At 37.3% G+C, this 23,642-nt stretch carries 24 protein-coding genes, 1 pseudogene, 1 riboswitch and 1 other annotated feature; of the genes and pseudogenes, 19 read left to right on the top strand and 6 right to left on the bottom strand.

Annotation, left to right across the window (positions count from 1 at the left end):
- The first annotated feature begins 241 nt into the window (after positions 1 to 241).
- The 4 genes from FG382_RS17865 (at position 242) to FG382_RS17850 (ending at position 2,345) form a co-directional block, all read left to right on the top strand.
- Positions 242 to 505 carry a CD3324 family protein gene (locus FG382_RS17865; protein WP_142540251.1) on the top strand — a complete coding sequence of 88 codons (264 nt, stop codon included), beginning with the start codon at positions 242 to 244 and terminating at the stop codon, positions 503 to 505.
- A gap of 152 nt (positions 506 to 657) precedes the next feature.
- On the top strand, positions 658 to 1,296 hold the full coding sequence (locus FG382_RS17860) for a FusB/FusC family EF-G-binding protein (protein ID WP_142540250.1): 639 nt from the start codon (positions 658 to 660) through the stop codon (positions 1,294 to 1,296).
- 54 nt (positions 1,297 to 1,350) lie between these two features.
- Positions 1,351 to 1,977: an NUDIX hydrolase gene (locus tag FG382_RS17855; protein ID WP_142540249.1), complete on the top strand. Its 627-nt coding sequence runs from the start codon at positions 1,351 to 1,353 to the stop codon at positions 1,975 to 1,977.
- Between the two features lie 71 nt (positions 1,978 to 2,048).
- A complete protein-coding gene (locus FG382_RS17850) occupies positions 2,049 to 2,345 on the top strand; it encodes a DUF3817 domain-containing protein (RefSeq protein ID WP_142540248.1) in 297 nt (98 codons plus the stop codon).
- 76 nt (positions 2,346 to 2,421) lie between these two features.
- On the opposite strand, the gene FG382_RS17845 is transcribed toward FG382_RS17850, so the two are convergent.
- The 4 genes from FG382_RS17845 to ypfJ form a co-directional block, all read right to left on the bottom strand.
- Positions 2,422 to 2,742, bottom strand: coding sequence for an antibiotic biosynthesis monooxygenase family protein (locus tag FG382_RS17845; RefSeq protein WP_142540247.1), 321 nt, complete (start codon positions 2,740 to 2,742; stop codon positions 2,422 to 2,424).
- A 100-nt stretch (positions 2,743 to 2,842) separates the two neighbouring features.
- The gene (locus FG382_RS17840) at positions 2,843 to 3,400 is read right to left on the bottom strand and encodes a 3D domain-containing protein (RefSeq protein ID WP_170206572.1); all 558 of its coding nucleotides are present in this window, start codon (positions 3,398 to 3,400) and stop codon (positions 2,843 to 2,845) included.
- Positions 3,401 to 3,610: 210 nt separating this feature from the next.
- Positions 3,611 to 4,453 (bottom strand): diaminopimelate epimerase, encoded by an 843-nt coding sequence (gene dapF, locus FG382_RS17835; RefSeq protein WP_211356421.1) that lies wholly within the window; start codon positions 4,451 to 4,453, stop codon positions 3,611 to 3,613.
- Between the two features lie 101 nt (positions 4,454 to 4,554).
- Complete coding sequence (gene ypfJ / locus FG382_RS17830; protein WP_142540246.1) at positions 4,555 to 5,403, bottom strand: KPN_02809 family neutral zinc metallopeptidase; 849 nt, start codon at positions 5,401 to 5,403, stop codon at positions 4,555 to 4,557.
- Positions 5,404 to 5,622: 219 nt separating this feature from the next.
- On the opposite strand from ypfJ, the gene FG382_RS17825 reads away from it, so the two are divergent.
- From FG382_RS17825 to FG382_RS17770, 13 genes and pseudogenes are all read left to right on the top strand, one after another.
- On the top strand, positions 5,623 to 6,654 hold the full coding sequence (locus FG382_RS17825; RefSeq protein ID WP_142540332.1) for a S66 family peptidase: 1,032 nt from the start codon (positions 5,623 to 5,625) through the stop codon (positions 6,652 to 6,654).
- 3 nt (positions 6,655 to 6,657) lie between these two features.
- Entirely contained in the window at positions 6,658 to 7,746 is a 1,089-nt protein-coding gene (locus tag FG382_RS17820) for an NAD(P)/FAD-dependent oxidoreductase (protein WP_142540245.1), read from the top strand.
- A gap of 29 nt (positions 7,747 to 7,775) precedes the next feature.
- Entirely contained in the window at positions 7,776 to 8,069 is a 294-nt protein-coding gene (locus tag FG382_RS17815; protein ID WP_142540244.1) for a hypothetical protein, read from the top strand.
- 136 nt (positions 8,070 to 8,205) lie between these two features.
- Positions 8,206 to 8,307: riboswitch (purine riboswitch) on the top strand.
- Positions 8,308 to 8,454: 147 nt separating this feature from the next.
- The gene (locus tag FG382_RS17810; RefSeq protein WP_142540243.1) at positions 8,455 to 9,042 is read left to right on the top strand and encodes a xanthine phosphoribosyltransferase; all 588 of its coding nucleotides are present in this window, start codon (positions 8,455 to 8,457) and stop codon (positions 9,040 to 9,042) included.
- Positions 9,039 to 10,307: a nucleobase:cation symporter-2 family protein gene (locus tag FG382_RS17805; RefSeq protein ID WP_142540242.1), complete on the top strand. Its 1,269-nt coding sequence runs from the start codon at positions 9,039 to 9,041 to the stop codon at positions 10,305 to 10,307. Before FG382_RS17810 ends, FG382_RS17805 begins: the two co-directional genes overlap by 4 nt.
- Positions 10,308 to 11,304: 997 nt before the next feature.
- Positions 11,305 to 12,582 carry an MDR family MFS transporter gene (locus FG382_RS17800; RefSeq protein WP_142540241.1) on the top strand — a complete coding sequence of 426 codons (1,278 nt, stop codon included), beginning with the start codon at positions 11,305 to 11,307 and terminating at the stop codon, positions 12,580 to 12,582.
- Positions 12,583 to 12,972: 390 nt separating this feature from the next.
- Positions 12,973 to 13,455: pseudogene (locus FG382_RS23290) on the top strand (NUDIX hydrolase); the annotation flags it as partial.
- Complete coding sequence (locus FG382_RS23285) at positions 13,453 to 13,950, top strand: GNAT family N-acetyltransferase (RefSeq protein ID WP_229677458.1); 498 nt, start codon at positions 13,453 to 13,455, stop codon at positions 13,948 to 13,950. The pseudogene FG382_RS23290 and the gene FG382_RS23285, both read left to right, overlap by 3 nt.
- 66 nt (positions 13,951 to 14,016) lie before the next feature.
- Positions 14,017 to 15,093: a helix-turn-helix transcriptional regulator gene (locus FG382_RS17790; RefSeq protein WP_142540239.1), complete on the top strand. Its 1,077-nt coding sequence runs from the start codon at positions 14,017 to 14,019 to the stop codon at positions 15,091 to 15,093.
- Positions 15,094 to 15,218: 125 nt separating this feature from the next.
- Positions 15,219 to 15,491, top strand: a complete 273-nt coding sequence (locus tag FG382_RS17785; protein ID WP_142540238.1) for a hypothetical protein — start codon at positions 15,219 to 15,221, stop codon at positions 15,489 to 15,491.
- 375 nt (positions 15,492 to 15,866) lie between these two features.
- Complete coding sequence (locus tag FG382_RS17780) at positions 15,867 to 16,262, top strand: RrF2 family transcriptional regulator (RefSeq protein ID WP_142540237.1); 396 nt, start codon at positions 15,867 to 15,869, stop codon at positions 16,260 to 16,262.
- Positions 16,263 to 16,299: 37 nt separating this feature from the next.
- Positions 16,300 to 17,208, top strand: a complete 909-nt coding sequence (locus FG382_RS17775; RefSeq protein ID WP_142540236.1) for an NAD(P)/FAD-dependent oxidoreductase — start codon at positions 16,300 to 16,302, stop codon at positions 17,206 to 17,208.
- A 39-nt stretch (positions 17,209 to 17,247) separates the two neighbouring features.
- The gene (locus tag FG382_RS17770; protein WP_142540235.1) at positions 17,248 to 17,820 is read left to right on the top strand and encodes a class I SAM-dependent methyltransferase; all 573 of its coding nucleotides are present in this window, start codon (positions 17,248 to 17,250) and stop codon (positions 17,818 to 17,820) included.
- Between the two features lie 114 nt (positions 17,821 to 17,934).
- On the opposite strand, the gene FG382_RS17765 is transcribed toward FG382_RS17770, so the two are convergent.
- Positions 17,935 to 19,299, bottom strand: coding sequence for an aspartate kinase (locus tag FG382_RS17765; protein WP_142540234.1), 1,365 nt, complete (start codon positions 19,297 to 19,299; stop codon positions 17,935 to 17,937).
- Between the two features lie 381 nt (positions 19,300 to 19,680).
- Positions 19,681 to 19,912, top strand: a binding site (T-box leader).
- 60 nt (positions 19,913 to 19,972) lie between these two features.
- On the opposite strand from FG382_RS17765, the gene FG382_RS17760 reads away from it, so the two are divergent.
- On the top strand, positions 19,973 to 21,133 hold the full coding sequence (locus FG382_RS17760) for a pyridoxal-phosphate-dependent aminotransferase family protein (protein ID WP_142540233.1): 1,161 nt from the start codon (positions 19,973 to 19,975) through the stop codon (positions 21,131 to 21,133).
- Entirely contained in the window at positions 21,133 to 22,719 is a 1,587-nt protein-coding gene (gene serA / locus FG382_RS17755; protein ID WP_142540232.1) for a phosphoglycerate dehydrogenase, read from the top strand. Before FG382_RS17760 ends, serA begins: the two co-directional genes overlap by 1 nt.
- Positions 22,720 to 22,849: 130 nt before the next feature.
- Here serA and FG382_RS17750 read toward each other — a convergent pair whose 3' ends face one another.
- On the bottom strand, positions 22,850 to 23,626 hold the full coding sequence (locus FG382_RS17750) for an HAD family hydrolase (RefSeq protein WP_142540231.1): 777 nt from the start codon (positions 23,624 to 23,626) through the stop codon (positions 22,850 to 22,852).
- Between the last annotated feature and the right edge of the window lie 16 nt (positions 23,627 to 23,642).

Raw genomic sequence — 23,642 nt, 5'->3', positions numbered from 1 at the left:
AGTTTAGAATCTCTTTTATAAAACTATATGTATTTGGTAATCCATGTATGCTTGTTATAAACTATGAATAGAGAGAGGTGAGTTTAGTGGCAAATAATCATAGATTGCCAGATAGTGCAACGTCTCATGCAAAGCCTACTTATAGAAAGGCGATACTTTGCGTGGGAAGACCTTCAATCGCCATTTCATAATGTCGGCTTTGCACCTTATTTTAACTTTAGAAAGATAAGGAGCGAGCAAAATGACATATGTAAAAGCAACTTCTGTTTTACCCGAAGATCTTATAAAGGAAATCCAGAAGTATATACAAGGGGAAGCTATTTATATTCCGAAACCAGATAGAAACTACAAAAAGTGGGGAACGCTATCTGGAGAAAGACAGAGAATCGATGATAGAAATTATTCGATTAAACAAGCGTATAAAAGAGGAATTTCAATGAAGCAATTAGCTGAAGAGTTTTTTCTGTCCATTGAAACGATTAAAAAGATTATTTATACGAAGTAATTTTTTGAGCTGATGAGTCCATATAAGGATTATCAGCTTTTTGTATGTAGAGAACTATTCCTAATCATCTTTTCCATTTCTAAAAAGATAACTTCCCGCTACAATAAACTAATAGAAAACATTAGTTAAAAATGTGTTGAGGAGAGATAATTATGGATCATTTCATAAGAAACGATCAATTTAATTTCATAAAGAATCAAGGGCAAGCGTTAATAAATGCTCACTCTACCGTAAATGATCAGCGAGTATTAAATGCCTTAAAATCCATTACTAGCGAAAAAATATCCAATTTATTCGAAAATCTAAATGAAGAACAAAAACAATTGCTATACCCGATAATAGAAATTAAAGAAAAAGCAGATGCCGAAGCATTTTTGGAACAAATCAAACCTTTCGTGATCCCTTTTAAAGCAGTGACTGAGCAAATGATTAAAAAGTTGTTTCCAAAAGTAAAAAAGCTGAAAACTCCTTCATTAGAAAATATAGACTTTCGAGAGATTTCTTATTTAGGATGGTTGGATAAAGGCTCCAATAAAAAATTCCTCATTGTAGAACATCACGGTAAACTTGTTGGAATCATAGGAGACTATACACTTTCCAGCAAAAAAGGTATTTGTGCACTATGCAATCGCACCGAGGAAATTGGGATGTTCACCTCTGCAGTAAAAGGAACTACACAAGATGCTTATATTAAGAGAGGCAATTACATTTGCCAAGACAGTGAAAGATGTAATCACAATTTAATCTCTTTAGATAAACTAAATGATTTTGTAAATCTTATAAAAGCATAATTTGGTGCCAGGGATCGATAACAACTTTGTAATAAAAGGAGGTAAGAATTAGAGATGGAAGAAGAATTGCTAAGAATATTTGACACTAATAGAAATGCTATAGGGACAGCTCCACGCCATGAAGTGCATAGACTAGGACATTGGCATGAAACGTTTCATTGTTGGTTTATTAGTAGGGAAGAGGAAATAGATTATATCTATTTGCAAATCCGAAGTGAATCTAAAAAGGATTATCCTGGACTCTTAGACATTACAGCAGCAGGTCATTTATTAGCTTCAGAGACAGTGTATGATGGTGTTAGAGAAGTGAAAGAAGAACTAGGTATCGACATTTCTTTTGAGGAATTAGCGCCACTTGGAATAATAGATTATTCAGTTACGACTGTAGAACTTATTGATCAAGAGCTAGCAAATGTTTATGTATATAAGGCTGCTTTAAGTTTTGATGATTTTACCCTTCAAGCAGAAGAAGTTTCCGGAGTTGTTCGAGCAAAATTTGAGCAATTTTCAAAGCTTTGGTTAGGGGAACTAGAAGATATTCAGGTAGAAGGCTTTGAAATAAATAACAAAGGAGAAAGAGTTTCATTTAGAAAGACCGTAACAAAGTATAACTTTGTGCTACATGAACAGTCCTACTATGAAGCGATAATATTTGGCATAAAAAAATTAGTATCTATCTGAGTTGTATAGACTTTAGCATAATTCTCATTCTATAATGTTGGAAGATAGGTAAAGAAAGTTGGATTTAAATAATGTTAAAAACTGCATTAGGGCGGTTCCGTTTTATGGGCTTATTGGATGGTAGTTCTCTAGTAATCCTGTTGTTCATTGCGATGCCTTTAAAATATTGGTTCGATATTCCGAAGGCAGTAACCGTTTTTGGAACACTACATGGTTACATATTTCTAGTTTATTTAATCGCGATTGTATATGCTCAATTTGCTGTAAGATGGCCATTTAGATTTACCATTGGTGCTATTATTTCCGCATTCATTCCATTCGGTAACTTTGTGTTGGACAGTCGTCTGAAGAAGTTGCAAGCAAATTAATGCGAAGTCCCTGTCATACTTTGACTGATAGGGACTTCGCATCGATTGAGCTCTGTTGTATAAAAAAGACTACATTTCAAAAAAAGTTGTCTCTTTCTACTTTACAAACCCTTAGTGAGAAGCTTTGATACCATACCTTTTTTCCTTTTTCCTGTGCAATTAGATGAGCGGAATGGTTTTTCCATTTCTTAATTGACTCTAAAGAGCTCCAGTATGATACGGTTATCCCTAGCTCGTTATCACGTGCAGATTCCACACCTAAAAATCCTTCTTGTAGAGATGCCAATTCTACCATTTTGTCTGCCATTTTAGCATAGCCTTTATCACCATCTGTTCTTTGAGAAGAAAAAATAACAGCATAATACGGTAGTTGAAATTCTTTAACTATTTTGCTCACTTTATACACGTCCTTATTAATCTTTTTTGTAATCATAATGGACTGAAAAGGTAGCTGCAACCATAAAAAAATGACCCCAACATTGGAGTCATTTTGAAGTCTATTCTAATATTTTTATGGTTACGTTTTTGCGCCCCCATTTATAAGCATCACTTTTAGAGGAGAAAAACACATCAATTTTATTCCCTTTAATATTTCCACCCGTATCACCAGCGATAGCATAACCGTATCCTTCCACATGGACTTTTGTCCCTAGTTTAATAACTTTCGGATCTACCGCTATTACTTTGATATCCGGATTCTTTTTCAAGTTAATACCTGTACTTGTAATTCCGGTACACCCATTGCAACTCGCAGTAAAGGCACTTGCGGATACAACGATTTCTTTCACTACATTATCCTCTGAATTAGAACGGGATGGGTTTTTCGTTTTGGAAGCTTGTTTTGTAATTTTTAATTTTTGATTCGGTTTAATAGTATCCGTTTTTAAATTATTCCATGATTTTAAATTAGAGATGGATACATTATACGATTTCGCAATCTTATATAATGTTTCACCTTTTTTTACAGTGTGCATGGAAGATGCGGCCATGCTAGTTGTTGTTCCGCTAACCAATAGTGCTAATGTGATGATGAGTGTCCCAAGAATTTTTCTCAAATACTCTACCCCTTACTATTTAGTCTAATCAATATACTAGCAGTATTGTATTACAGGAATATTACGACAATTTACCAATAAGGTTACAAAGTAGAGAGGTAATATTTCAAAATACTAAACAAGTGTATGTCCTAGTTTATTTGACTATGCATAAAAGCCCTTCAAATAGATATTTGAAGGGCTTCAAAACGCATTTAAATAATAGTTTATTTACCACTGAAAGATACCCTCGAAGACTTTTTTAGCAGGACCTGTCATAAAAACGCTATTGTCAGTATAGCGAATCACAAGTTCTCCACCTAACAGCTTAACTGTAATATCTGTATCTTTGTCGCAATACCCATTTAAAACAGAAGCTACAACCGCCGCGCATGCACCTGTACCACAAGCAAGCGTTTCTCCACTTCCGCGTTCCCAAACGCGCATATGAATAGTAGTTCGATTTTCGACTTGGATAAATTCCGTATTCACACTTTCCGGAAATAGAGGATGATGTTCAAATTTAGGTCCTATTATGGGTAGATTAATAGAGGTTATATCATCATAGAACAAAACGCAATGGGGATTACCCATAGAAACGGTCGTAATATTATAAGTAGCACCATCTATTTCAATAGGAAAATCAATCAATGCTTCTTCTTCCTCGATCAATACGGGTACAGAGGAGGGATTTAAAATAGCGCCACCCATATCAACAGTCGCCTCATACATTTGATCATCTTTTACTTTTAGCTCAATCGTTTTAACTCCACTAAGTGTATCAATTTTAAGTACTTCTTTCTTTGCAATATTATTATCATATACATATTTAGCAACGCATCGAATCGCATTACCACACATTTTTCCTTCGCTGCCATCTATATTAAACATTCGCATTTTCGCATCTGCATTTTCCACAGGGCATATAAGTACAATACCATCTCCCCCGACACCAAAATGTCGATCAGAAATTATTTTACTTAGTTTCTCAGGATGTTGGATATACTGTTCAAAGCAATTAATGTATATATAATCATTTCCACAGCCATGCATTTTTGTAAAAGGTATATTCATATTCCACACTCACTTTTCCATTAAAAGGAACAATTTATTTTCATTATAATCAGTTTCTTTCGCTCGGGTCAATGAAAAAAGCAGACCACTTGGGATCTGCTTTAAGGAGTTTTAATTTTAAAGGTATCTCCGCCCTGTATCGTTCCATTTTCATAGCCTTTGTAAAACCAGGCTTTACGTTGTTCGGATGTACCATGTGTAAAACTTTCTGGGACGACGTATCCCATTGCTTGTTTTTGTAATGTGTCATCTCCGACTGCGCTTGCTGCAGTTAATGCTTCATCTAAATCTCCTTCTTCTAACAAATCCATTCCAGCTGCATGTTTTGCCCATACACCTGAGTAATAGTCTGCCTGAAGTTCAAATCGGACTAGGTATTTATTGAATTCCTCTTCGCTTAACTTTTGGCGAAGTGGCATTACTTGATCAGAAGTTCCTAGCAAAGTTTGTACATGGTGACCTACTTCATGTGCAATAACATAAGCCATGGCAAAATCCCCTGGTGCGTGGAATTTATCCTGTAATTCCTGATAAAAGCTCAAATCGATATATAATTTTTGATCTCCTGGACAATAAAAGGGACCAACAGATGCACCCGCAGTACCACATGCTGAATTTACACTATCTGTATAAAGAACAAGAGTTGGTTCTGTATATTGTAAGCCGTTTTCCTGGAATATCTCAGACCAAACCGTTTCCGTATCTGCGAGTACAACAGAAACAAATTCCGCCAGTTCTTTTTCTTGTGCTGTTTCTACATAAGGGGCAGAGTTAGATTGATCGGTAACACCTAAATTACCCATTAAATCCTCTGGATTTCCACCAAGCAAGGTTACGATAAGCACAATAATGAGTCCAAGACCGCCACCAACACCAGCGATTGCTTTTCCGCCGCCTTTTCCACGTCGATCTTCTACATTAGAACTTCCTTTTCTGCCTTGCCATTTCATCTCGTTCACTTCCATTCAAAGCTAATATAATTATCTTATACCCAAATTCTTTAAGTTTAGACAATAATAATTGGAATGTTTCCGCTATAATTAGATAAAATGAAACTTCCATCGGTGATGGTTGTTAACTAATCAGGGATATCTAAGCTGTTTACCGTAAAATTGTTTGGAGAATTACAGCCTGGAAAACCGGGAGAGAAAGGATGGGAATTGTTTATGATGCTGATAAAACCAAAAATGCTTCAACCGGGAGATAAAGTTGCTACGATTAGTTTATCGTGGGGTGGAGCAGGAGAACCTGATTTAAAATGGAGATATGAACAAGGAGTGGAACGTCTGGAAAAAGTGTTTGGTCTAGAAGTTGTTTCGATGCCGAACAGTTTAAAGGGCGCTGATTATTTATATGATAATCCAAAGGCTCGTGCAGAGGACTTGATGAATGCTTTTAAAGATCCAACGATAAAAGGGATTATTTCAAATATTGGCGGAAGTGAGAGCATTCGTTTACTGCCCTATATTGATTTTGATATAATCCGTTCAAATCCAAAAGTATTCATTGGATATTCAGATACTACGGTGACACATCTATTTTGTCACAAAGCAGGAATTTCCTCTTTTTACGGTCCAGCTATTTTAATGGACTTCGCGGAAAATGTAGAAATGCATGAATACACAGTAGAGGCATTAAAAAAGACATTATTTACAAATGAAGTAATTGGAGAAATTAAACCAGCAGCTGAGTGGACGAGTGATCGCTTAGAATGGATTGTGGAAAATAAAAATACAAAACGAACTATGTATCCGAACAGTGGCTATGAATTACTACAAGGCAAAGGAGTAGTACAAGGAACATTAATCGGGGGATGTATTGAAGTGTTAGAATTTGCGAAAGGGACAGCTCTTTGGCCAAATGACGCTTATTGGAAAGATAGTATATTGTTTTTTGAAACATCCGAAGAGATGCCAGAACCCACTTATATCGAATATTGGCTACGGAACTATGGTGCACAAGGAATTTTACAAAAAGCAAAAGGTATTATTTTTGGAAAGCCTTTGAAAGAAAAGTACTATGAAGAGTATAAAGAATCCATATTAAAAATAATGAAAGAATTGGATTTAACGAATTTGCCGATTCTCTATAATATAAATTTTGGTCATACAGAGCCAAAATTTGTCTTACCTTATGGTGCTTTGGCAGAAATCGATAGTGAGAATATGACTTTTTCTATTTTAGAAAGCGGAGTGGAGTAACAAATGGCTTCTTTTATCATTATAGGGGGCGGGATTTTAGGAGCCTCCACGGCGTATCATTTGGCAAAACAGGATGTGAAAGTTACGCTAATTGATAGACGGGATTCGGGTCAAGCATCTGCGGCAGCTGCAGGTATTATTTGCCCTTGGATTTCGCAAAGAAGAAATAAAAAATGGTATGCGCTTGTTCGAAATGGCGCTAAATATTATAAACAGCTTGTAAGTGAACTCGAGAAATTAGGGGAGACCTCGACTGGATATAAACAAGTAGGGGCAATTGCTTTACAGAATGATGAGAAAAAGTTGCAAAAGATGCTTGATCGAGCACTAGAAAAGAGGCAAGAAGCACCTGAAATTGGGGAATTGAAAATTCTTTCACCAGCTGAGACAAAATCCCTATTTCCACTTATTTCGGAAGACTTTTTTTCCTTATATGTCGAAGGGGCTGCCAGAGTGGATGGGCGGGCAATGCGAGATGCCTTGATTTGCGCAGCTAAAAAGCTAGGAGCGGAAATAATAAATGGAGATGCACAGCTTTCAGATGGTGTTGTGTTCGTAAATGGAAAGCAATTAATAGCGGACAAGATTATCTTGACTGCTGGAGCCTGGGGCAATGAGATTCCATCTAAATTAGGGAAAGATATGAAAGTAAGCTTTCAAAAAGCACAAATTATGCATCTTGATATAGAAGATAAAGGTACAGGGAAATGGCCGGTCGTCTTGCCACCGACAAATCAATATTTGTTAGCATTTGACGAGGGGAAAATAATAGCTGGTTCTACATATGAAGAGGTTACTGAATTTGATCACCATGTAACAGAAGAAGGAAAACGACTATTATTAGAGAATGCTACTAGTATTGCCAAAACACTAGAAACTGCTCAAATGGAGGAAGTCAGAGTAGGATTCAGACCATTTACACCTGAGTTTTTACCGGTAATAGGAAATGTACCTGGATTTGATTCCATCTTTTTCGCAAATGGATTAGGTGCTTCTGGATTGACTGCAGGACCATTTGTCGGCGCGGAGCTTGCCAGATTAGCGTTAGGACATAAAACTGTACTAGATTTGTCTTTGTACGCACCAAATTAAATGTAGGTAACAAGTTGGGAGGTGTATGCTTGAGCGAGTATTCAATTGTTTATATTGAAATTGAACGGAAAATAGATTTTTACTATCAAATGCAACAAATTGAAATTCAATACGAACTCCAGCTAAATATGGAAGGTATCATCACAGCCCGACATCGTTTTGAGCTTCGGCATGTCCATGATGTATCACATAAATCTTTCTCTTTCGGTGGAGGTATTCTTTATCTACACACAAACCAAGGAGTATTTTCTTATAAGATTCAAGATAATCCTACACCTTTCATACATGCATTCAAATCATTAAAAGCAGAGAATAAAATATAGCACCTATTATAGGGTTAAGTATCCTCCATCTTCTTAATGATTTTGTAATCTATTTGTTAAATTTCCACTGAATTTTGTGAATCATTGAACTTATTTTATATTCATTGAATTAGATCATTGTCGTGCTATAATGAAAAATATTCAAATAGTAATAACTCGTATAATCGCAGGGATATGGCCTGCAAGTTTCTACCGGCTTACCGTAAATAAGCTGACTATGAGTGGCAATGAAATAATCGAATTTATGACTTAGCTGTCATGATTTCTTTTATTTTAATTCGAATTTATAAGCTCGAATGACATTGTTCCACTCCAAATCTGGATTGGTGCAATATCATCGGGCTTTTTTGTTTGAAAAAAATGAAAAAGAAGGGATTAAATACTTATGAAATTATTAAAAGAAAAAATTGTTCAAGAAGGTAAAGTGCTATCTGAACAAGTGTTAAAAGTAGATACGTTTTTAAATCACCAAATTGATCCAGTACTAATGCAAGCGATTGGAGAAGAGTTTGCTGCACGTTTTAAGGATGCGGGGATTACAAAAATCTTAACAATCGAATCATCGGGTATCGCACCTTCTATGTTTGCAGGTTTAACATTAGGAGTTCCAGTAGTTTTTGCTCGTAAACGTAAATCTCTCACTCTATCAGGAAACTTATATACTTCAAAAGTACATTCATTTACGAAAAATGAAACAAATGATATTTCCGTATCAAAAGATTTTATCAATAGCGATGATGTGGTGTTAATCATAGACGATTTCCTTGCAAATGGACAAGCCGCTCTAGGACTAATGGAAATTTTAGAACAGGCAAATGCTCAAAATGCGGGAGTCGGCATAGTTATCGAAAAAGGTTTCCAAACAGGTGGTAGCCTCATCCGTGAAAAAGGAGTTCGAGTAGAGTCTCTTGCCAATATTAAATCTCTAGAGAACGGACAAGTCACTTTCTTTGAGGAGACTGCAACTGTATGAACAATGCGTTAAGAAACACTGCACTTGGTTTGCAGCATGTTCTTGCAATGTATGCGGGGGCAGTACTCGTTCCCCTTATTGTAGGTGGTGCAATTGGACTTAATTCGGAGCAGTTAACATATTTAGTTGCAATTGATATTTTAATGTGCGGTGTTGCAACGATATTACAAGTGATGAGCAATCGTTTTTTTGGTATTGGTCTACCTGTTGTATTAGGTTGTACATTTACAGCAGTAGGTCCGATGATTGCAATTGGCGGAGAATATGGTGTTTCCGCTATTTACGGGGCAATTATTGTATCAGGTATATTTGTTATTGCAGTTAGTGGTGTTTTTAGTTATCTTGTGATGTTCTTCCCGCCGGTAGTAACTGGTTCGGTTGTAACGATTATTGGGATTACTCTTATTCCTGTAGCGATTAATAATATGGGTGGAGGCCAAGGTGCTAGTGATTTTGGATCGGTTTCCAATATTTCTTTAGCCTTTGGTACATTACTTTTCATCGTCTTACTTTATCGTTTTTCAACTGGTTTCATTAGAGCAATTTCTATTTTACTTGGTATCATTCTTGGGACAGTTGCGGCGATGTTTATGGGGAAAGTTGATTTCACACCAGTTGTTGAAGCTCATTATTTTCATATGGTTCAGCCATTCTACTTTGGTACACCAACTTTTGAGTGGTCACCAATTTTAACGATGATTTTAGTAGCAATGGTGTCTTTAGTCGAGTCAACAGGGGTTTACTTTGCACTTGGTGATATTCTCGAGAAAAAAATAGATAAAAAAGATTTAACAAAAGGATATCGTGCTGAGGGGATTGCTGTATTATTAGGTGGTATTTTCAACTCATTCCCATATACCACTTTTTCGCAAAACGTTGGCTTGATGCAAATGTCAGGTGTTAAAACGAAAAATATTATTTATATAACAGGCGGTATGTTAATAGCACTAGGGTTCATCCCTAAAATAGCTGCGCTTACTACAATTATTCCTACCCCTGTGTTAGGTGGCGCAATGATTGCGATGTTCGGGATGGTAGTAGCACAAGGTGTAAAAATGCTGAGCAAAGTAGTATCTGGATCAGGGGACAACTCGATGATTATCGCTTGTTCCATCGGTATGGGACTTGGGGTAACAGTAGTTCCAGACCTATTTATTTCGCTTCCTGATGACTTTCAAATTTTAACGAGTAACGGAATTGTTGCTGGCAGTATAACGGCAATTGTGCTTAATATTATCTTTAACATGATTCCTTCTAAAAAATAATAAACATTACAGCGCGAAGGTTTCTACACCTTCGCGTTTTTTATAGACTGCTAGTGTTAAACTCCTCGACGAATGTAGTGGAAAAGCTTCTATTTAAATTTAGAGTCCGCAAATTATTAGACTAATCTCTATTAAGGAAATATAACGCATATAATGCCTAATTAGAAGCTCCTTAATGCGCATTATAGGGAAACTGCGCGGTAGTGAGTTGAATGAAGTGGACGCTTGGATTTCCGCTACAGGGTGGACGCTTTCCGCCGGGTGAGCGATGAGCCATTCGCGCCGCTTAGGGCGTCGTTGGAATGGTTCATTTTGCTCTGACAGAGGAACAAAGGCTAAGAACGCCACATCGTGTGGCAACGCCTTTGAAACCAACATCCTGTTGGCNGGTGAGCGATGAGCCATTCGCGCCGCTTAGGGCGTCGTTGGAATGGTTCATTTTGCTCTGACAGAGGAACAAAGGCTAAGAACGCCACATCGTGTGGCAACGCCTTTGAAACCAACATCCTATTAGCCTCGGCTGGAGTCGCCACCCTTTCGCTACAATCCAGTAGAGTCTGCTCATTACTAAGAAATGATGCACTAAATCTAGTACTATATTGTTTTTCTATAGGAAAAACCTAAGATTAATGGAATAAGACTTACTTTATAGTGATTATTAGTAGGTTCTATTGATTGGAGTGTAAGGCGACGACTCCTGTGGGATTAGCGAGACAGGTGAGACCCCGCACGTAGCGTTAGCGGAGGAGGAGGCTCACCGCTCGCCCCACGGAAAGCGTCCGCCTGGAGTGAAAATCATGGCGGACATCTTAGTATCTTACCGCGCGGTTTCCCTATATTACGCAATACAAAAGTATTAGGTCATCTATCTTGAAGGTGAAAATTGTTTAAGGAGAGTTTTTGTTTGTAAAACATATGTAAAAAACTGTTTTGCTGTTTCGGAAACCGAAACATTATGATAGGATAGTATAATCTATTAGATATGAGGAAAAAAGTTATGAGAATAAGAGATTGGGATAGACCTTTAAAAGTCCGATTATTCGGCGAGTTTTTTAGTAACTTAAGTTTTTGGATGGTGTTTCCGTTTCTTGCTATTTATTTTGCAGATGAATTCGGAACTAGTATGGCTGGAATTTTGCTTGTAATCTCGCAAGTCTTTTCGGTTGCGGCGAATTTAATCGGGGGCTACTGTGCGGATCGTTTTGGTAGAAGAACGATGTTATTCTTCTCTGCTACGGTTGAGGGGGCGGCATTTATCCTTTTTGCGTTCGCTAACTCGCCGTGGTTAGATTCTCCATTGCTTAGCTTTGTAGCATTCACGATTGCTGGAGTGGCTGGTTCATTTTATCATCCCGCAAGTCAGGCGATTGTTGCGGATGTTGTACCGGAGAGTGATAGAAGTACTGTTTTTTCAGTATTTTATACATCCATCAATATTTCCGTTGTAATTGGCCCAATTGTAGGAGCAGTATTATTCTTCCAATACCGCTTTGCATTACTGCTTACGGCAGGTCTTATATTCTGTTTAGTTGGTTTGGCTCTTCGTTTATTAACCGAGGAAACGTTACCAGAAGAGATGAAGAAACAGCTAGTTGCTAGGGGCGGAAATGGTTGGATGCAAGTAGTGGTCGATCAAGTGAAGGCATATGGATTAATTGTGCGGGATAGGGTATTTCTCCTTTATGTAATTGCCGGAATTTTACTTGGGCAAACGTTTATGCAGTTAGACCTGCTGATACCTGTTTATATGAAAGAGGTTATTGATAAACAAGTATTAGGTAACTTCTTTGGTCGGGAATGGGCCGTAACTGGTGAAGGCTCTTTCGGTATTTTATTATCGGAAAACGGGCTATTAGTCGTATTACTAACGGTTTTTGTATCAAGGTGGATGACTAAATATCCGGAGAAATGGGTGTTTTTTCTTTCGTCATTCTTATATATGATTGCTATGCTCATTTTCCCGATGACTGCAAACTTTTGGGTGTTCTTAATAGCAATGGCGATATTTACGTTGGGGGAGCTAGCGACGGTTGGATTGCAAGAAAGCTTCGTGTCAAAGCTGGCACCAGCGGATATGAGGGGACAATACTTTGCTGCTGCAAGTTTGCGTTATACGATTGGAAGAACAATTGCACCATTGGTGTTTCCACTTGTAACATGGATCGGCTTCACTTGGACATTTGTTATTCTAGCAGTTTTAGCGATAGGTAGTGGATTTATTTATTTGGTGATGTTCAAGGAATATGACAAGAGACGAAAAGAAATAGCTTTGTAAATTGGACAAGGGGTACTCTAAGTAAAAGAGTACCCCTTGGTTTTGTATAGGTATAACATAACTTTTGAATTTTAAATTTCATCCCGAAAAAGTTCGGGGAATAATCTACATGAAAGAGTTCCCTTTCAATGCCGCGGTAAATTGTTCCACTGGTTGCTTTCTAACCTAAGCAACGTAAACCCTACCTTCTTTTACGTCCTTGCGACCCTATAGTCGCGCCAGTGTGAATAAGTATTATCAAAAACACATAAAGCAGAATGCCATATTTCTAAAATTTATGTCGTACCAAAAATGTCAACATATCGCATTATCACATAAATAAATTATGATGTCAAACAAAAAGGATTTAAATGATATAATGATCGAATCAATATAGGGGTAGGTGGGAAAATGGAAGTTTGGGATATTTATAATGAAAACCGGGAGAAAACAAAGAAAACCCATATTCGCGGAGATGAGATGCAAGAAGGGGATTTTCATCAAGTCATTCATGTTTGGATAATGAATGCGAGCGGTCAGTTTTTAATCCAGCAACGACAGCCGTGGAAAAAAGGTTGGGCTAACATGTGGGATTGCGCAGCCGCTGGATCAGCCCTTGCAGGTGAAACGAGTGAAATGGCCGCAATCCGTGAAGTAAAGGAAGAGCTTGGAATCGACCTAGAGATGTCCACTTCAGAGATTTTGTTTACGATTAAATTTGAAAGAGGATTTGATGATCATTTTCTTGTGATCCAAGACATAAATATCGAGGATTTAAGCCTTCAATACGAAGAAGTGGCAGATGCAAAGTGGGCTACCATGGAAGAAATTCAAGACTTAGTGCAAACTGGTGAATTTATTCCCTATCATATTCTGGATACTTTATTTACGATGATTCAATCCAAGATTTCATTAAGAAAAGCAACTGCAAAGGATGCGGAAGTGTTGTTTGAATTACAAAGAAAAGTATTTGAACCGCTATATGAAAAGTATCAGGATCATGAAACAACTCCGGTAAATCAGACGTTTGATCGGTTTAAAGAGCGTTTAAAAACTGGGAACTTCTTTAAAATAATGCTAAAAAATTCACTTGTCGGAAGTGTACATGTCTATCTAAAATCGCCAGGGGTCATGCGATTTCATATGATCAATATTTTAGATGAATTTCAAGGGAAAGGTATTGCACAACAAGTGATGATGCGACTTGAGAGCTTGTACCCAGAAGCGAATCGTTGGGAATTGGATACGATACAAGAGGAAAAAAGAAATTGCTATTTGTATGAAAAGATGGGTTATGTGCAAACGGATGAGAAGTGGAAAATAAATGATAAAATGACACTCGTTCATTATGTGAAAACCACGCGATTAAATCATATGCCATGTCTTTAATAAACACAAGAAATATCAAGAAATATAAATGACTTCCTCATATTATTAAATATAAGGGGTGAGACAATGAATGAACAGATGCAGCTTATGATTGATTGGATTGAAGCAAATATAAAAAGTAAGTTTTCATTAGATGAACTTTCAAATTATATGGGGTACTCTATCTATTATTGTTCATTTAAATTTCATCAAGTAACAGGAATATGTATTAGACGCTATATTCTTCTTAGAAGATTGTATTTATCTACAGAAGACTTGGAAAACAATAAGAAAATTATCGATATTGCTTTTGAATATGGGTATTCTTCACATGAAGCGTATAGTAGGGCATTTAAAAATGTTTTTGGCATCACTCCTAAAGAACATCAAGTTAACAAATTTCCAGTTCAGTCAGTTGTTAAACTCAATATTAATAAAAACGGGGAGTGGAATAAAATGAGTATTTCTAAAAAATTTGAGGTGGAAAAGCTACGTTATGATAGAAGTGAGTTGTTTGACAAAAATGTATTACATATCTTAAATGGTCAGGTTATGTATGAGGAATTTAAAAATAACAGATTAATGGGTGAATCTGATTATGCACCGTTTAACGAAGCGATGTGTGTGAATGCTACTACTGACCAAATATTTGATCAACAATTTATTCATATTCGAGCTGCAGGTCATAATGAACCTGTAGAGGGATATACGGAAAAGGTTATCGTTCCCTTAGTCAATCTTTTTAATAAAGAGTATAAATATATCGTATTATGGTTTGGTGAAGATATGTTTTGTCAAATGAATCTATTAACCATACTTGCCTATCTTGAACAGTCAGGTTATGAAGGGAAAGTGTTTCTAAATAGTTTCAGAGAGGATGAATTTAAAGTTAATCAAACTGAACTTAAATTAGGTCCTTATCATTCAGTGTATAAAGAGGTGTTGGTTAATCATACTTACGCCTCTCATGAAGTCATGCCAGTTTTGTATCAAGCAATAAACATATATTTAGATATGCTAAACGAAGATAATGCAGTGATAAAATATATTAATATAAATAAAGATCTATCGACAAAAGAAATGATCAATCGATTATTTGAACGTTTCCCAACCATAGGTTACGGTGATTTACAATATATAGAGCTAATTAATAAAATTAGATGAAAATGAGAATACTAATAATACTTATTGGTATATTATTTGTTTCAGCTTGCAGTCACGAAAACCTTAATGAACAACACGAAATATATTTGTCAAACAAGGGATGGGAAATTAAAAATTTACTCGAAGTGGAAACTTATATACTAAATATTCCTGATGAAATGCTTCGTAACTATGAAGCGAGTGGTATTACATTTTTAAGTGAGCATTTAGGAGAAGAAGTTACACACCATTCGTATGATTTAAGAGAAGAAAATGCTGAAGGAAAAAGTTTGAAAGCAGTAGTATTCGAAGTTGAAGGAGAAGTTATTGGGGGGTATGGAGTTCTTCCAAATTGGGATCCTGGCATATTTAATCTGGACGACAAAGAACGTCTAATCAATGAACAAATGATTAAGTAATAAAAGTTGATACTAGTTAACAAAAGAATTATTGTTCGGGAGAATGTTGCGCAACCGCATCCGAACATTGTGCAAACCGTCAGAAATGTTGCGAGAAAGCCAGTAAACGTTGCGTTACCGCTTTGAAACGTTTCGCAAATAGTGGACTGAATTTTATTCTCTGAAAAAATCAAGAAGAGTCATCATTTATGGTGTCTCTTTTTTAATTGTAGTACAATGTCAATCAATAATAAGAAAGCATCATTAGAAAACGCTAGAATGTGGTCGTGAACTAAAGAACCTACAAGTTGACTTCCCTCACTTCCAGTGATAAACTCATCCTAATTACAGATATCAGGAGTCTTTAATATCTGAATTAAAATAAGGAGGTAAAGTATGAGGTATTCAAACGCTACAAACTACGCCCTGCATACGATGATTCATTTGATGCTGCAGCCTGGGGGTAGCCCGGTGGGAGTGAAGGAATTAGCCGAAATGCAGAAGCTTTCCCCGACGTACCTTTCTAAGATATTAACTAAACTTGCGAAAGCTGGTTTGATCGAGTCGACGCCAGGCGCAAAGGGAGGTTATAAAATCTCCAGAACAAAACAGGAAATATCCTTTTTGGATGTTATTAATGCGATTGAAGGAGATACTAGCTTATTCGACTGCTCTATTCATCATGAAGGCTGCTTGATTGAAAACGTTATGAGGCAGGCAGAGGAAAATATGAAAGCTGAACTGGAATCAAAGCTTTTGATCGATATTGCTAAGGAGGCACAAGCCAAATAGAAAGAAGAAAAGAGATAAATCTAAAGGAGTGGACAAGATGATATTAGATTGCGCTGTAATTGGCGGAGGACCGGCTGGACTGAATGCTACTCTAGTACTTGGAAGATCAAGACGTAAAACAATCCTGTTCGATGACAACAAACCGAGAAATATAGTGACTTCTGAGTCCCACGGATTTGTCACAAGGGATGGTATACATCCGCAGGAATTCAAGAGGATCGCTCAGGAAGAACTGAGCAAGTACCCGGACGTGAGGATTGAAAACCAACGAGTGCATCGCATAAATAAAGAAAACAACTTGTTTCAGGTTGAGACAGAAAATGGAGAAGTTTACAGCGCTAAAAAGATCATCCTCGCAACCGGCTTTAAGGAAGTCCTTCCGGATATCCCAGGGGTGAGAGAGTTCTATGGCAAGAGCCTGTTCAGCTGTCCTTTTTGTGATGGCTGGGAATTAAAAGATCGACCGCTGGCAGTGATTGCAGAGGATCAAAAGGCGTTCCATATGGCGAAATTAGTGTCCAACTGGACGAACGATTTAATTGTTTTTACTAACGGCAGTAAAGTCATTTCGCTAGAAGAACAAGAATTGCTCAAAAGCAAAGGTATCGGTATTAATGAAAAGAAGATTGCCGCTTTCATCGGCGCAGATGGGATGCTGGAAAAAATCCAGTTTGTAGATGATACGGTAGTGCTTTGTGAAGGAGGGTTTATCGCTGCAGAATGGAAACAAGCCGCTTCTTTTGAATCTTCACTGGAATATGCATTAAATGAGCATGGCGGCATTGAAACGGACAGCTGGCAACGCACGAAGACAGAAGGGGTGTTTGCTTGCGGAGATACTAGAATTGCCGGTCCTTCTCAATTAATTATTGCAGCGGGGGAAGGTAGTATGGCTGCAATGGCTGTGAACGCAGCTCTAATAGAGGAAAAATTTAACCAGGTGTAACAGCATGCATAAACAGCTGCTTAAAAAAGGAGGATTTATATGCATCACATGCATAGCAAGCACAATAAAGGAAAAGTATCGTACTTAGAAAGTCCCGAACGAAGGAAAGAATTTTCTCCGGAACAGTTGTTGAACAGAATTCCTTTAAAAGAAACGGACAGTATATTAGATTTTGGTGCTGGAACCGGTTATTTTTCCATCCCTGCGGCGAAAAAGATTAAAGGGAACGTATACGCTCTGGATATCGACGCTGCGATGTTGGAAATAATAAAAGAGAAAGCCTTGGAAGAACAGCTTACGAATATTGTCCCGGTGGAGGGAAGTATGGAGGCACTGCCTTTACCTGATGGCTCTATCGATGTAATCATTGCTTCTCTGGTACTGCATGAAATTCAGCCACTTGCACCGCTGCTACAGCAAATGAAAAATGTACTGAAAAAAGAAGGTTATCTAATCTGTCTCGAACTTGGACCAAAAGGAAAATCCGAGAAAGCTCCGAGAATTACCTTGGAAAAAATGGAGCGGGAAATGCAAGAAGCAGGATTCCAGATAACGGAGAAGTTTTTCCCGGCTGAATCTCTATATATGCTTGTTGCACAAAAGACGGATTAACCACTTAATTTTTTTGCTTAATTAAAGATATTAAAGGTCTCTAAAGTATTTAATTATTAACATAACCCAACCCAAAAACCTCCAAGAAGAATCAATCTTCTTGGAGGTTTTTAGTTATCCAACTGTTACAGGTGCAAAGAATTCGCTATACAGCTCACGTAATATTTTATCTTCATTACTTCTATGGACACCGAATGCAAGGCTGACTTCGGACGATCCTTGGTTAATCATTTCGATATTGGCACCGGTTCTAGAAATTGCTGTTGCCGCACGTGCTGCAAGCCCTGTGCTGTTGTTCATACCTTCTCCAACAACTACAATCATTGAAAAATCATGACGGAAATGTACGTCTTCTGCGTGTAGCTCGTTTATAACTCGATCAATGATACGCACTTCTTTTTCGGGTGTCAGTTGATGACTTCGCATAATAACGGAGATATCATCTAATCCTGATGGCGTATGCTCATAGGAAATATTCTCTTCTTCTAAAATTTGAAGTAGTTTACGACCGAAACCGATTTCTCGATTCATCAAATATTTGCTTACATATAAAATAGAAAACCCATTATCTGCACTGATTCCAGTTACAGGACGACGGTTAGCTTTTCGCTCAGCTACAATTTTTGTACCTGGAGCAGAAGGGTTATTTGTATTTTTGATACAAACGGGAATACCAGTTTTGTAAACAGGCATTAATGCTTCATCATGAAAAACGGAGAAACCTGCATAAGAAAGCTCTCGCATTTCGCGGTATGTTATTTCTTCGATTTCTGCAGGGCTATTAACAACTCTTGGATTTGCGCAAAAAACAGAGTCGACGTCCGTAAAGTTTTCGTATAATTCCGCTTGAATTGCAGCCGCTACGATAGATCCAGTTATATCAGAACCTCCACGTTCAAATGTGCGAAGAATTCCCTCTTTTGTGTAACCAAAAAATCCAGGGAAAACAATGATTTCCGAACTGTTTCGTAGTGTACTTATGTTGTCGTATGCTTCAGGTAAAGCCTGTGCACGTTCTGGTAAATCGTTCACGACTAATCCTGCTGTTTTCGGATTAACGTATTGTGCTGGCATACCAACGCTTGTAAAGTATGAAGAAATAAGTTTTGCGTTATTATCTTCTCCGCTTGCTTTTATATTATCTACAAATAGCTCGACATTTGATTTGCTTTCAAGGATACGAGTGCGTAAGTCCTTTTCAATTACATCGCAAATTATTTGTTCTAATCCAAGTCCTTCTGCAATTTCTCTATAACGATTAACTACATTTTGCAGTTTTTCCTCAACGTTTTCATTATGTATTGCTGCATTTGCTAACTCAATCAATAAATCCGTTACTTTTTTGTCGGCGTCAAATCGTTTTCCGGGTGCTGACACGACTACGAATTTCCGAGATGGATCTGCTTTCACGATTGCGGCTACTTTTTTTATCTGTTCTGCATTTGCAACAGATGTTCCACCAAACTTACTCACTTTCATTTTATCAAATCCTTACTTTTTAATATATGAATGTATTTCTAGAAAAAACAAATGATTTTATACAGTGTACAAATTATAATGATTTCAGTCAATATATTTGTTGAAATTATTGCTTGTTGTTTCCTCTCAATACGAACGAATTATTATATTTTATATTTTAAGTTCGTATATTGATAGTTATTCAATATTATCGGTTGATATGTTAGTATATGCAACACTTAAATACGAATTATAAAAATTTGAAAAATATTTTTCATTTATAAAAAAGGCGTTAAATCAACGTTTTTTTAAAAGATTTTAAAATGGTAACGCTTTCAAAAATTTTTACTATATTGACAATAAAAATTACTCTGATAATATGGATTTAAATTCAATAACACGTTAACAATTTGGATAGAGACAAGTTTTATAATTTGAAGTCTAAAGAGAGCTGATGGGTGGTGCGAATCAGTGATTTCGTTTATAGAGTTCCACTCTTGAATTGGTGAGCTGAACGATTCAGTAGGTTCATCCGTCTAATAGCGCGTTAAGCATATTTCTTTTGAGGCTGCAGGTTTTCTGCAGTAAATTTGGGTGGTACCGCGTGAGTTTTTACAAGCTCTTCGCCCCTTACATGTATATGTGTAGGGAGCGAAGGGCTTTTTTGTTTTTCAAAATAAGGAGGAGAATGAATATGTTACAAGATCAAACCATTTTACGAATTCCAGGGCCGAGTCCAATTCCACCGAGTGTACAACGAGCGATGAACCAAACGATGATTGGTCATAGAGGCAAAGAAACATCTCAAATGTTGAAAAATATCGCTCCGGGATTAAAACGTGTTTTTGGGACTGAACAAGAAGTTGCTATCATTGCAGGAAGTGGGACAGCTGGACTAGAAACTGCAGTAGTCAATGTAGTTAAGCCAGGTGAGGAAGTACTTGTTGTGGTGACTGGTGCATTCGGCGATCGCTTTACAAAAATTTGCCAAGCTTACAATATAAAAACACATGTATTAGATGTTGAATGGGGCAAAGCATTGAACCCAGAAGAAGTGAAAGCATTTTTAGTCGAACATCCGGAAGTGAAAGTTGTGTTTTCTACATATTGTGAAACTTCTACCGGAGTATTAAACCCTATTGACCTTCTAGCTAAAACAGTTCGTGAAGTATCAGAAGCTCTAATAGTTGTAGATGGTGTTTCTTGTGTAGGTGGAGTAGAAACAAGAATGGATGAGTGGGGAATCGACGTGATGGTAACTGGTTCTCAAAAGGCATTTATGTTACCGGCAGGGTTGACGTTTGTAGCTGCAAGTGAACGAGCTTGGACAATCATTGAAGAAAATGAGCAACCACGTTTTTATTTAAATCTAAAAAAATATAGAGACAATTTATTAAAAGATACAACACCTTTCACACCTGCACTTTCACTATTATTTGGTTTAGAGCAAGTATTGAACTTAATAGAAGCAGAAGGATTAGAAAAGGTATATGCAAGACATGAGTTGTTGAAGAAAATGACTCGAGCTGCATTTAAAGCAATTGATATTCCTTTATTAACAACAGATGAGGATGCTTCACCAACAGTAACTGCTGTGCAACCCGAGGATTTTGATGCAGAGGAATTCCGAAAAATATTAAAGCAGGAATTTGCGATTTCTATTGCAGGTGGTCAACAGCACTTAACCGGCAAGATTTTCCGAATCGGTCATATGGGCTATTGCTCTCCAGCAGATGTACTTCAAATTATTAGTGCAGTGGAAGTAGCTTTAAAGAAAATCGGAAAAGATATCGAACTTGGAAAAGCGACAGCTGCAGCACAACTAGTCTATTTAAATGAAGGGGAGAATAAATAATGGCATTTAATATTTTAATTAGTGATCCACTAAGCGAAGATGGGATTTATCCTTTAAGACAAGCAGAAGGTTTTAATATAGTAATAGAAACGAATTTATCACCAGAGGAACTTGGAGAACGAATCGGAGAGTTTGATGCATTACTCGTTCGTAGCCAGACCCAAGTTACCCGTGAAATTATTGAAAAAGGTACGAGACTAAAAATTATTGGTCGTGCTGGGGTTGGGGTAGATAATATTGATTTACCTGCAGCGACAGAACGTGGAATTATCGTTGTAAATGCACCAGATGGTAATACGAATTCGGCTGCTGAGCATACAGTAGCTATGCTTATGTCACTGGCTCGCAATATTCCACAAGCCTTTCATGCATTGAAAAACCAAAAATGGGATCGCAAAGCATTTATCGGTGTAGAGCTTAAAAACAAAACCTTAGGTGTAGTAGGACTAGGAAGAATTGGAGCAGAAGTTGCAACACGTGCAAAAGGCCAACGAATGAATGTGATAGCCTATGATCCATTTTTAACACCTGAAAAAGCTGAAAAACTGGGCGTTCAATTTGGAACAATCGATGAAGTAATCAGAGCTGCTGATTTTATCACAGTGCATACACCACTTCTGAAGGAAACACGTCATTTAATAAATAAAGAAGCATTTGAAAAAATGAAAGACGGCGTACAAATCATTAACTGTGCACGTGGGGGCATTATCGACGAAGATGCGTTGTACAATGCAATTGTAGAAGGAAAAGTGGCTGGAGCAGCATTAGATGTATTTGAAGAAGAGCCGTTTTTAGATCACAAGTTACTGACACTTCCACAGGTAATTGCAACACCACACTTAGGTGCAAGTACAGTCGAAGCACAAGAAATCGTTGCAGTAGATGTTTCTTACGATGTTGTGAGCTTTTTACAAGGTGGAGTAGTGAAAAATCCAGTAAACCTTCCATCTGTACCAAAAGATATTATGGCCAAAATTGAACCATACTTTAATCTAGTTGAAAAACTTGGTTCATTTTTAAGTGACTTAGCAGACGGCGTGGCGGAAGAATTAAATATTTACTACTCTGGTGAGCTAGCTAATATGACGGTAGGTCCACTGACTAGAAATGCAGTGAAAGGATTACTGAAAAGTAAGCTAGGCGAATCAGTCAATGATGTAAATGCTAAATTCCTTGCTGATCGGATTGGAATTGTTGTGAACGAACATAAAACAACAAAGTCTAAAGGTTTTATGAGCTTAATCACAGTAGAAGTAAAAACTGACAAGGAAACTCGTAAAGTATCTGGTACTCTTTTAAACGGCCTGGGAGCTCGAATTGTACGTGTGGATGATTTTGTTGTAGACGTTGTGCCAGAAGGTTATTTATTATTCATTCGCCATAAAGACCAACCAGGTGCTATCGGACGTGTAGGGACGTTACTTGCTGCGGAAGGTATTAATATTGCAGGGATGCAAGTTGGACGTTCTGAAGTTGGTGGGGATGCAATTATGATGCTTTCCATTGATAAGCACGTAGAAGAGACAGGCGTCGAGCAGCTGAAGGGCTTAGCAGATATTTATGATGCGACACCGATTGATTTGTAATTTAATTTAGTTGGAATAATTAAATTTAGTTAGAAAAATCTGCTTTTAGTTGGAAAATCATTAAATGAATAGAAAGAGCTTGTCTCCCAAGTCAATTTAGCGACTATGAGACAAGCTCTTTATTTTGACCCTATTCAAGAATTTCAAATAGCTCTCGTAAGTTTTCAATAGTATAAGTAGGCTTAATTTCTTCGTTTGCAGGTTTGTTTTCCCGATTAATCCAAACTGATCGCATACCGACTTTGGAAGAGCCGAGTATATCCGTCATCAAATTATCCCCAACCATCAGTGCTTCATCCGCTGTAATTCCGACTAAATCTAGCGCATGTTCAAATATCGATGGGTCTGGTTTTCCTCTTCCGAATGCTCCGGAAATAAGAATATGGTCGAAGTAAGGAACAATTTCTGGTGAGATTTCTAACTTCGTATTTTGTAGGCTAGGCGATCCGTTTGTCATTAAAAGAAGTGTGTATTTGTCTTTTAATTGGTCGAGCACTTCAAAGGTTTCTTCATATATAAATGGACTTTCTTTACGCATGTTAGGAAAATGTGCAGCGAGCTCCATTCCAAATGCTTCGTCTTCAATGCCTAATTTTTTTAACCCTCTTGTCCATGCTTGTTTTTGATATTCAGGGATGATCGCTTTCATCTTTTGAAAATCTTCGCTCGGGTCATCGAAAGTTCCCCATAACCCTTCAAAAGGATTTATCCCAATCATTTGTGTAAAAGGACGTGTTTCGTATGTATCATATAGAGCACTTGCTTCTTCTCGAACGGCAAGTTCTAGTGATGCTGCATCGACGTTTACTTTTGAAGCCGCATATGCACATGTTTTTTCAAATGCGGTTTCCACGCTTTTTTTATCCCATAATAAAGTATCATCTAAATCGAAAAAAATAGCTTTCATTTCTGAATTTTCCCCC

Source organism: Psychrobacillus lasiicapitis, assembly GCF_006861795.1.
In the GTDB taxonomy this organism is placed as follows: domain Bacteria; phylum Bacillota; class Bacilli; order Bacillales_A; family Planococcaceae; genus Psychrobacillus; species Psychrobacillus lasiicapitis.
This window is presented reverse-complemented; position numbering and strand designations above follow the sequence as displayed.

Bases quoted from the DNA above. Each gene is read 5' to 3' on its own strand.
- FG382_RS17810 (WP_142540243.1), top strand. From the start codon at position 8,455: ATGAAATTATTAAAAGAAAAAATTGTTCAAGAAGGTAAAGTGCTATCT.
- FG382_RS17765 (WP_142540234.1), bottom strand. From the start codon at position 19,299: ATGAAAGTGAGTAAGTTTGGTGGAACATCTGTTGCAAATGCAGAACAG.
- FG382_RS17820 (WP_142540245.1), top strand. From the start codon at position 6,658: ATGGCTTCTTTTATCATTATAGGGGGCGGGATTTTAGGAGCCTCCACG.
- FG382_RS17850 (WP_142540248.1), top strand. From the start codon at position 2,049: ATGTTAAAAACTGCATTAGGGCGGTTCCGTTTTATGGGCTTATTGGAT.
- FG382_RS17825 (WP_142540332.1), top strand. From the start codon at position 5,623: ATGCTGATAAAACCAAAAATGCTTCAACCGGGAGATAAAGTTGCTACG.
- FG382_RS17775 (WP_142540236.1), top strand. From the start codon at position 16,300: ATGATATTAGATTGCGCTGTAATTGGCGGAGGACCGGCTGGACTGAAT.
- FG382_RS17770 (WP_142540235.1), top strand. From the start codon at position 17,248: ATGCATCACATGCATAGCAAGCACAATAAAGGAAAAGTATCGTACTTA.
- FG382_RS17800 (WP_142540241.1), top strand. From the start codon at position 11,305: ATGAGAATAAGAGATTGGGATAGACCTTTAAAAGTCCGATTATTCGGC.
- FG382_RS23285 (WP_229677458.1), top strand. From the start codon at position 13,453: ATGATTCAATCCAAGATTTCATTAAGAAAAGCAACTGCAAAGGATGCG.
- FG382_RS17780 (WP_142540237.1), top strand. From the start codon at position 15,867: ATGAGGTATTCAAACGCTACAAACTACGCCCTGCATACGATGATTCAT.
- FG382_RS17805 (WP_142540242.1), top strand. From the start codon at position 9,039: ATGAACAATGCGTTAAGAAACACTGCACTTGGTTTGCAGCATGTTCTT.
- FG382_RS17865 (WP_142540251.1), top strand. From the start codon at position 242: ATGACATATGTAAAAGCAACTTCTGTTTTACCCGAAGATCTTATAAAG.
- dapF (WP_211356421.1), bottom strand. From the start codon at position 4,453: ATGAATATACCTTTTACAAAAATGCATGGCTGTGGAAATGATTATATA.
- ypfJ (WP_142540246.1), bottom strand. From the start codon at position 5,403: ATGAAATGGCAAGGCAGAAAAGGAAGTTCTAATGTAGAAGATCGACGT.
- FG382_RS17855 (WP_142540249.1), top strand. From the start codon at position 1,351: ATGGAAGAAGAATTGCTAAGAATATTTGACACTAATAGAAATGCTATA.
- FG382_RS17790 (WP_142540239.1), top strand. From the start codon at position 14,017: ATGAATGAACAGATGCAGCTTATGATTGATTGGATTGAAGCAAATATA.
- FG382_RS17860 (WP_142540250.1), top strand. From the start codon at position 658: ATGGATCATTTCATAAGAAACGATCAATTTAATTTCATAAAGAATCAA.
- FG382_RS17750 (WP_142540231.1), bottom strand. From the start codon at position 23,626: ATGAAAGCTATTTTTTTCGATTTAGATGATACTTTATTATGGGATAAA.
- serA (WP_142540232.1), top strand. From the start codon at position 21,133: ATGGCATTTAATATTTTAATTAGTGATCCACTAAGCGAAGATGGGATT.
- FG382_RS17760 (WP_142540233.1), top strand. From the start codon at position 19,973: ATGTTACAAGATCAAACCATTTTACGAATTCCAGGGCCGAGTCCAATT.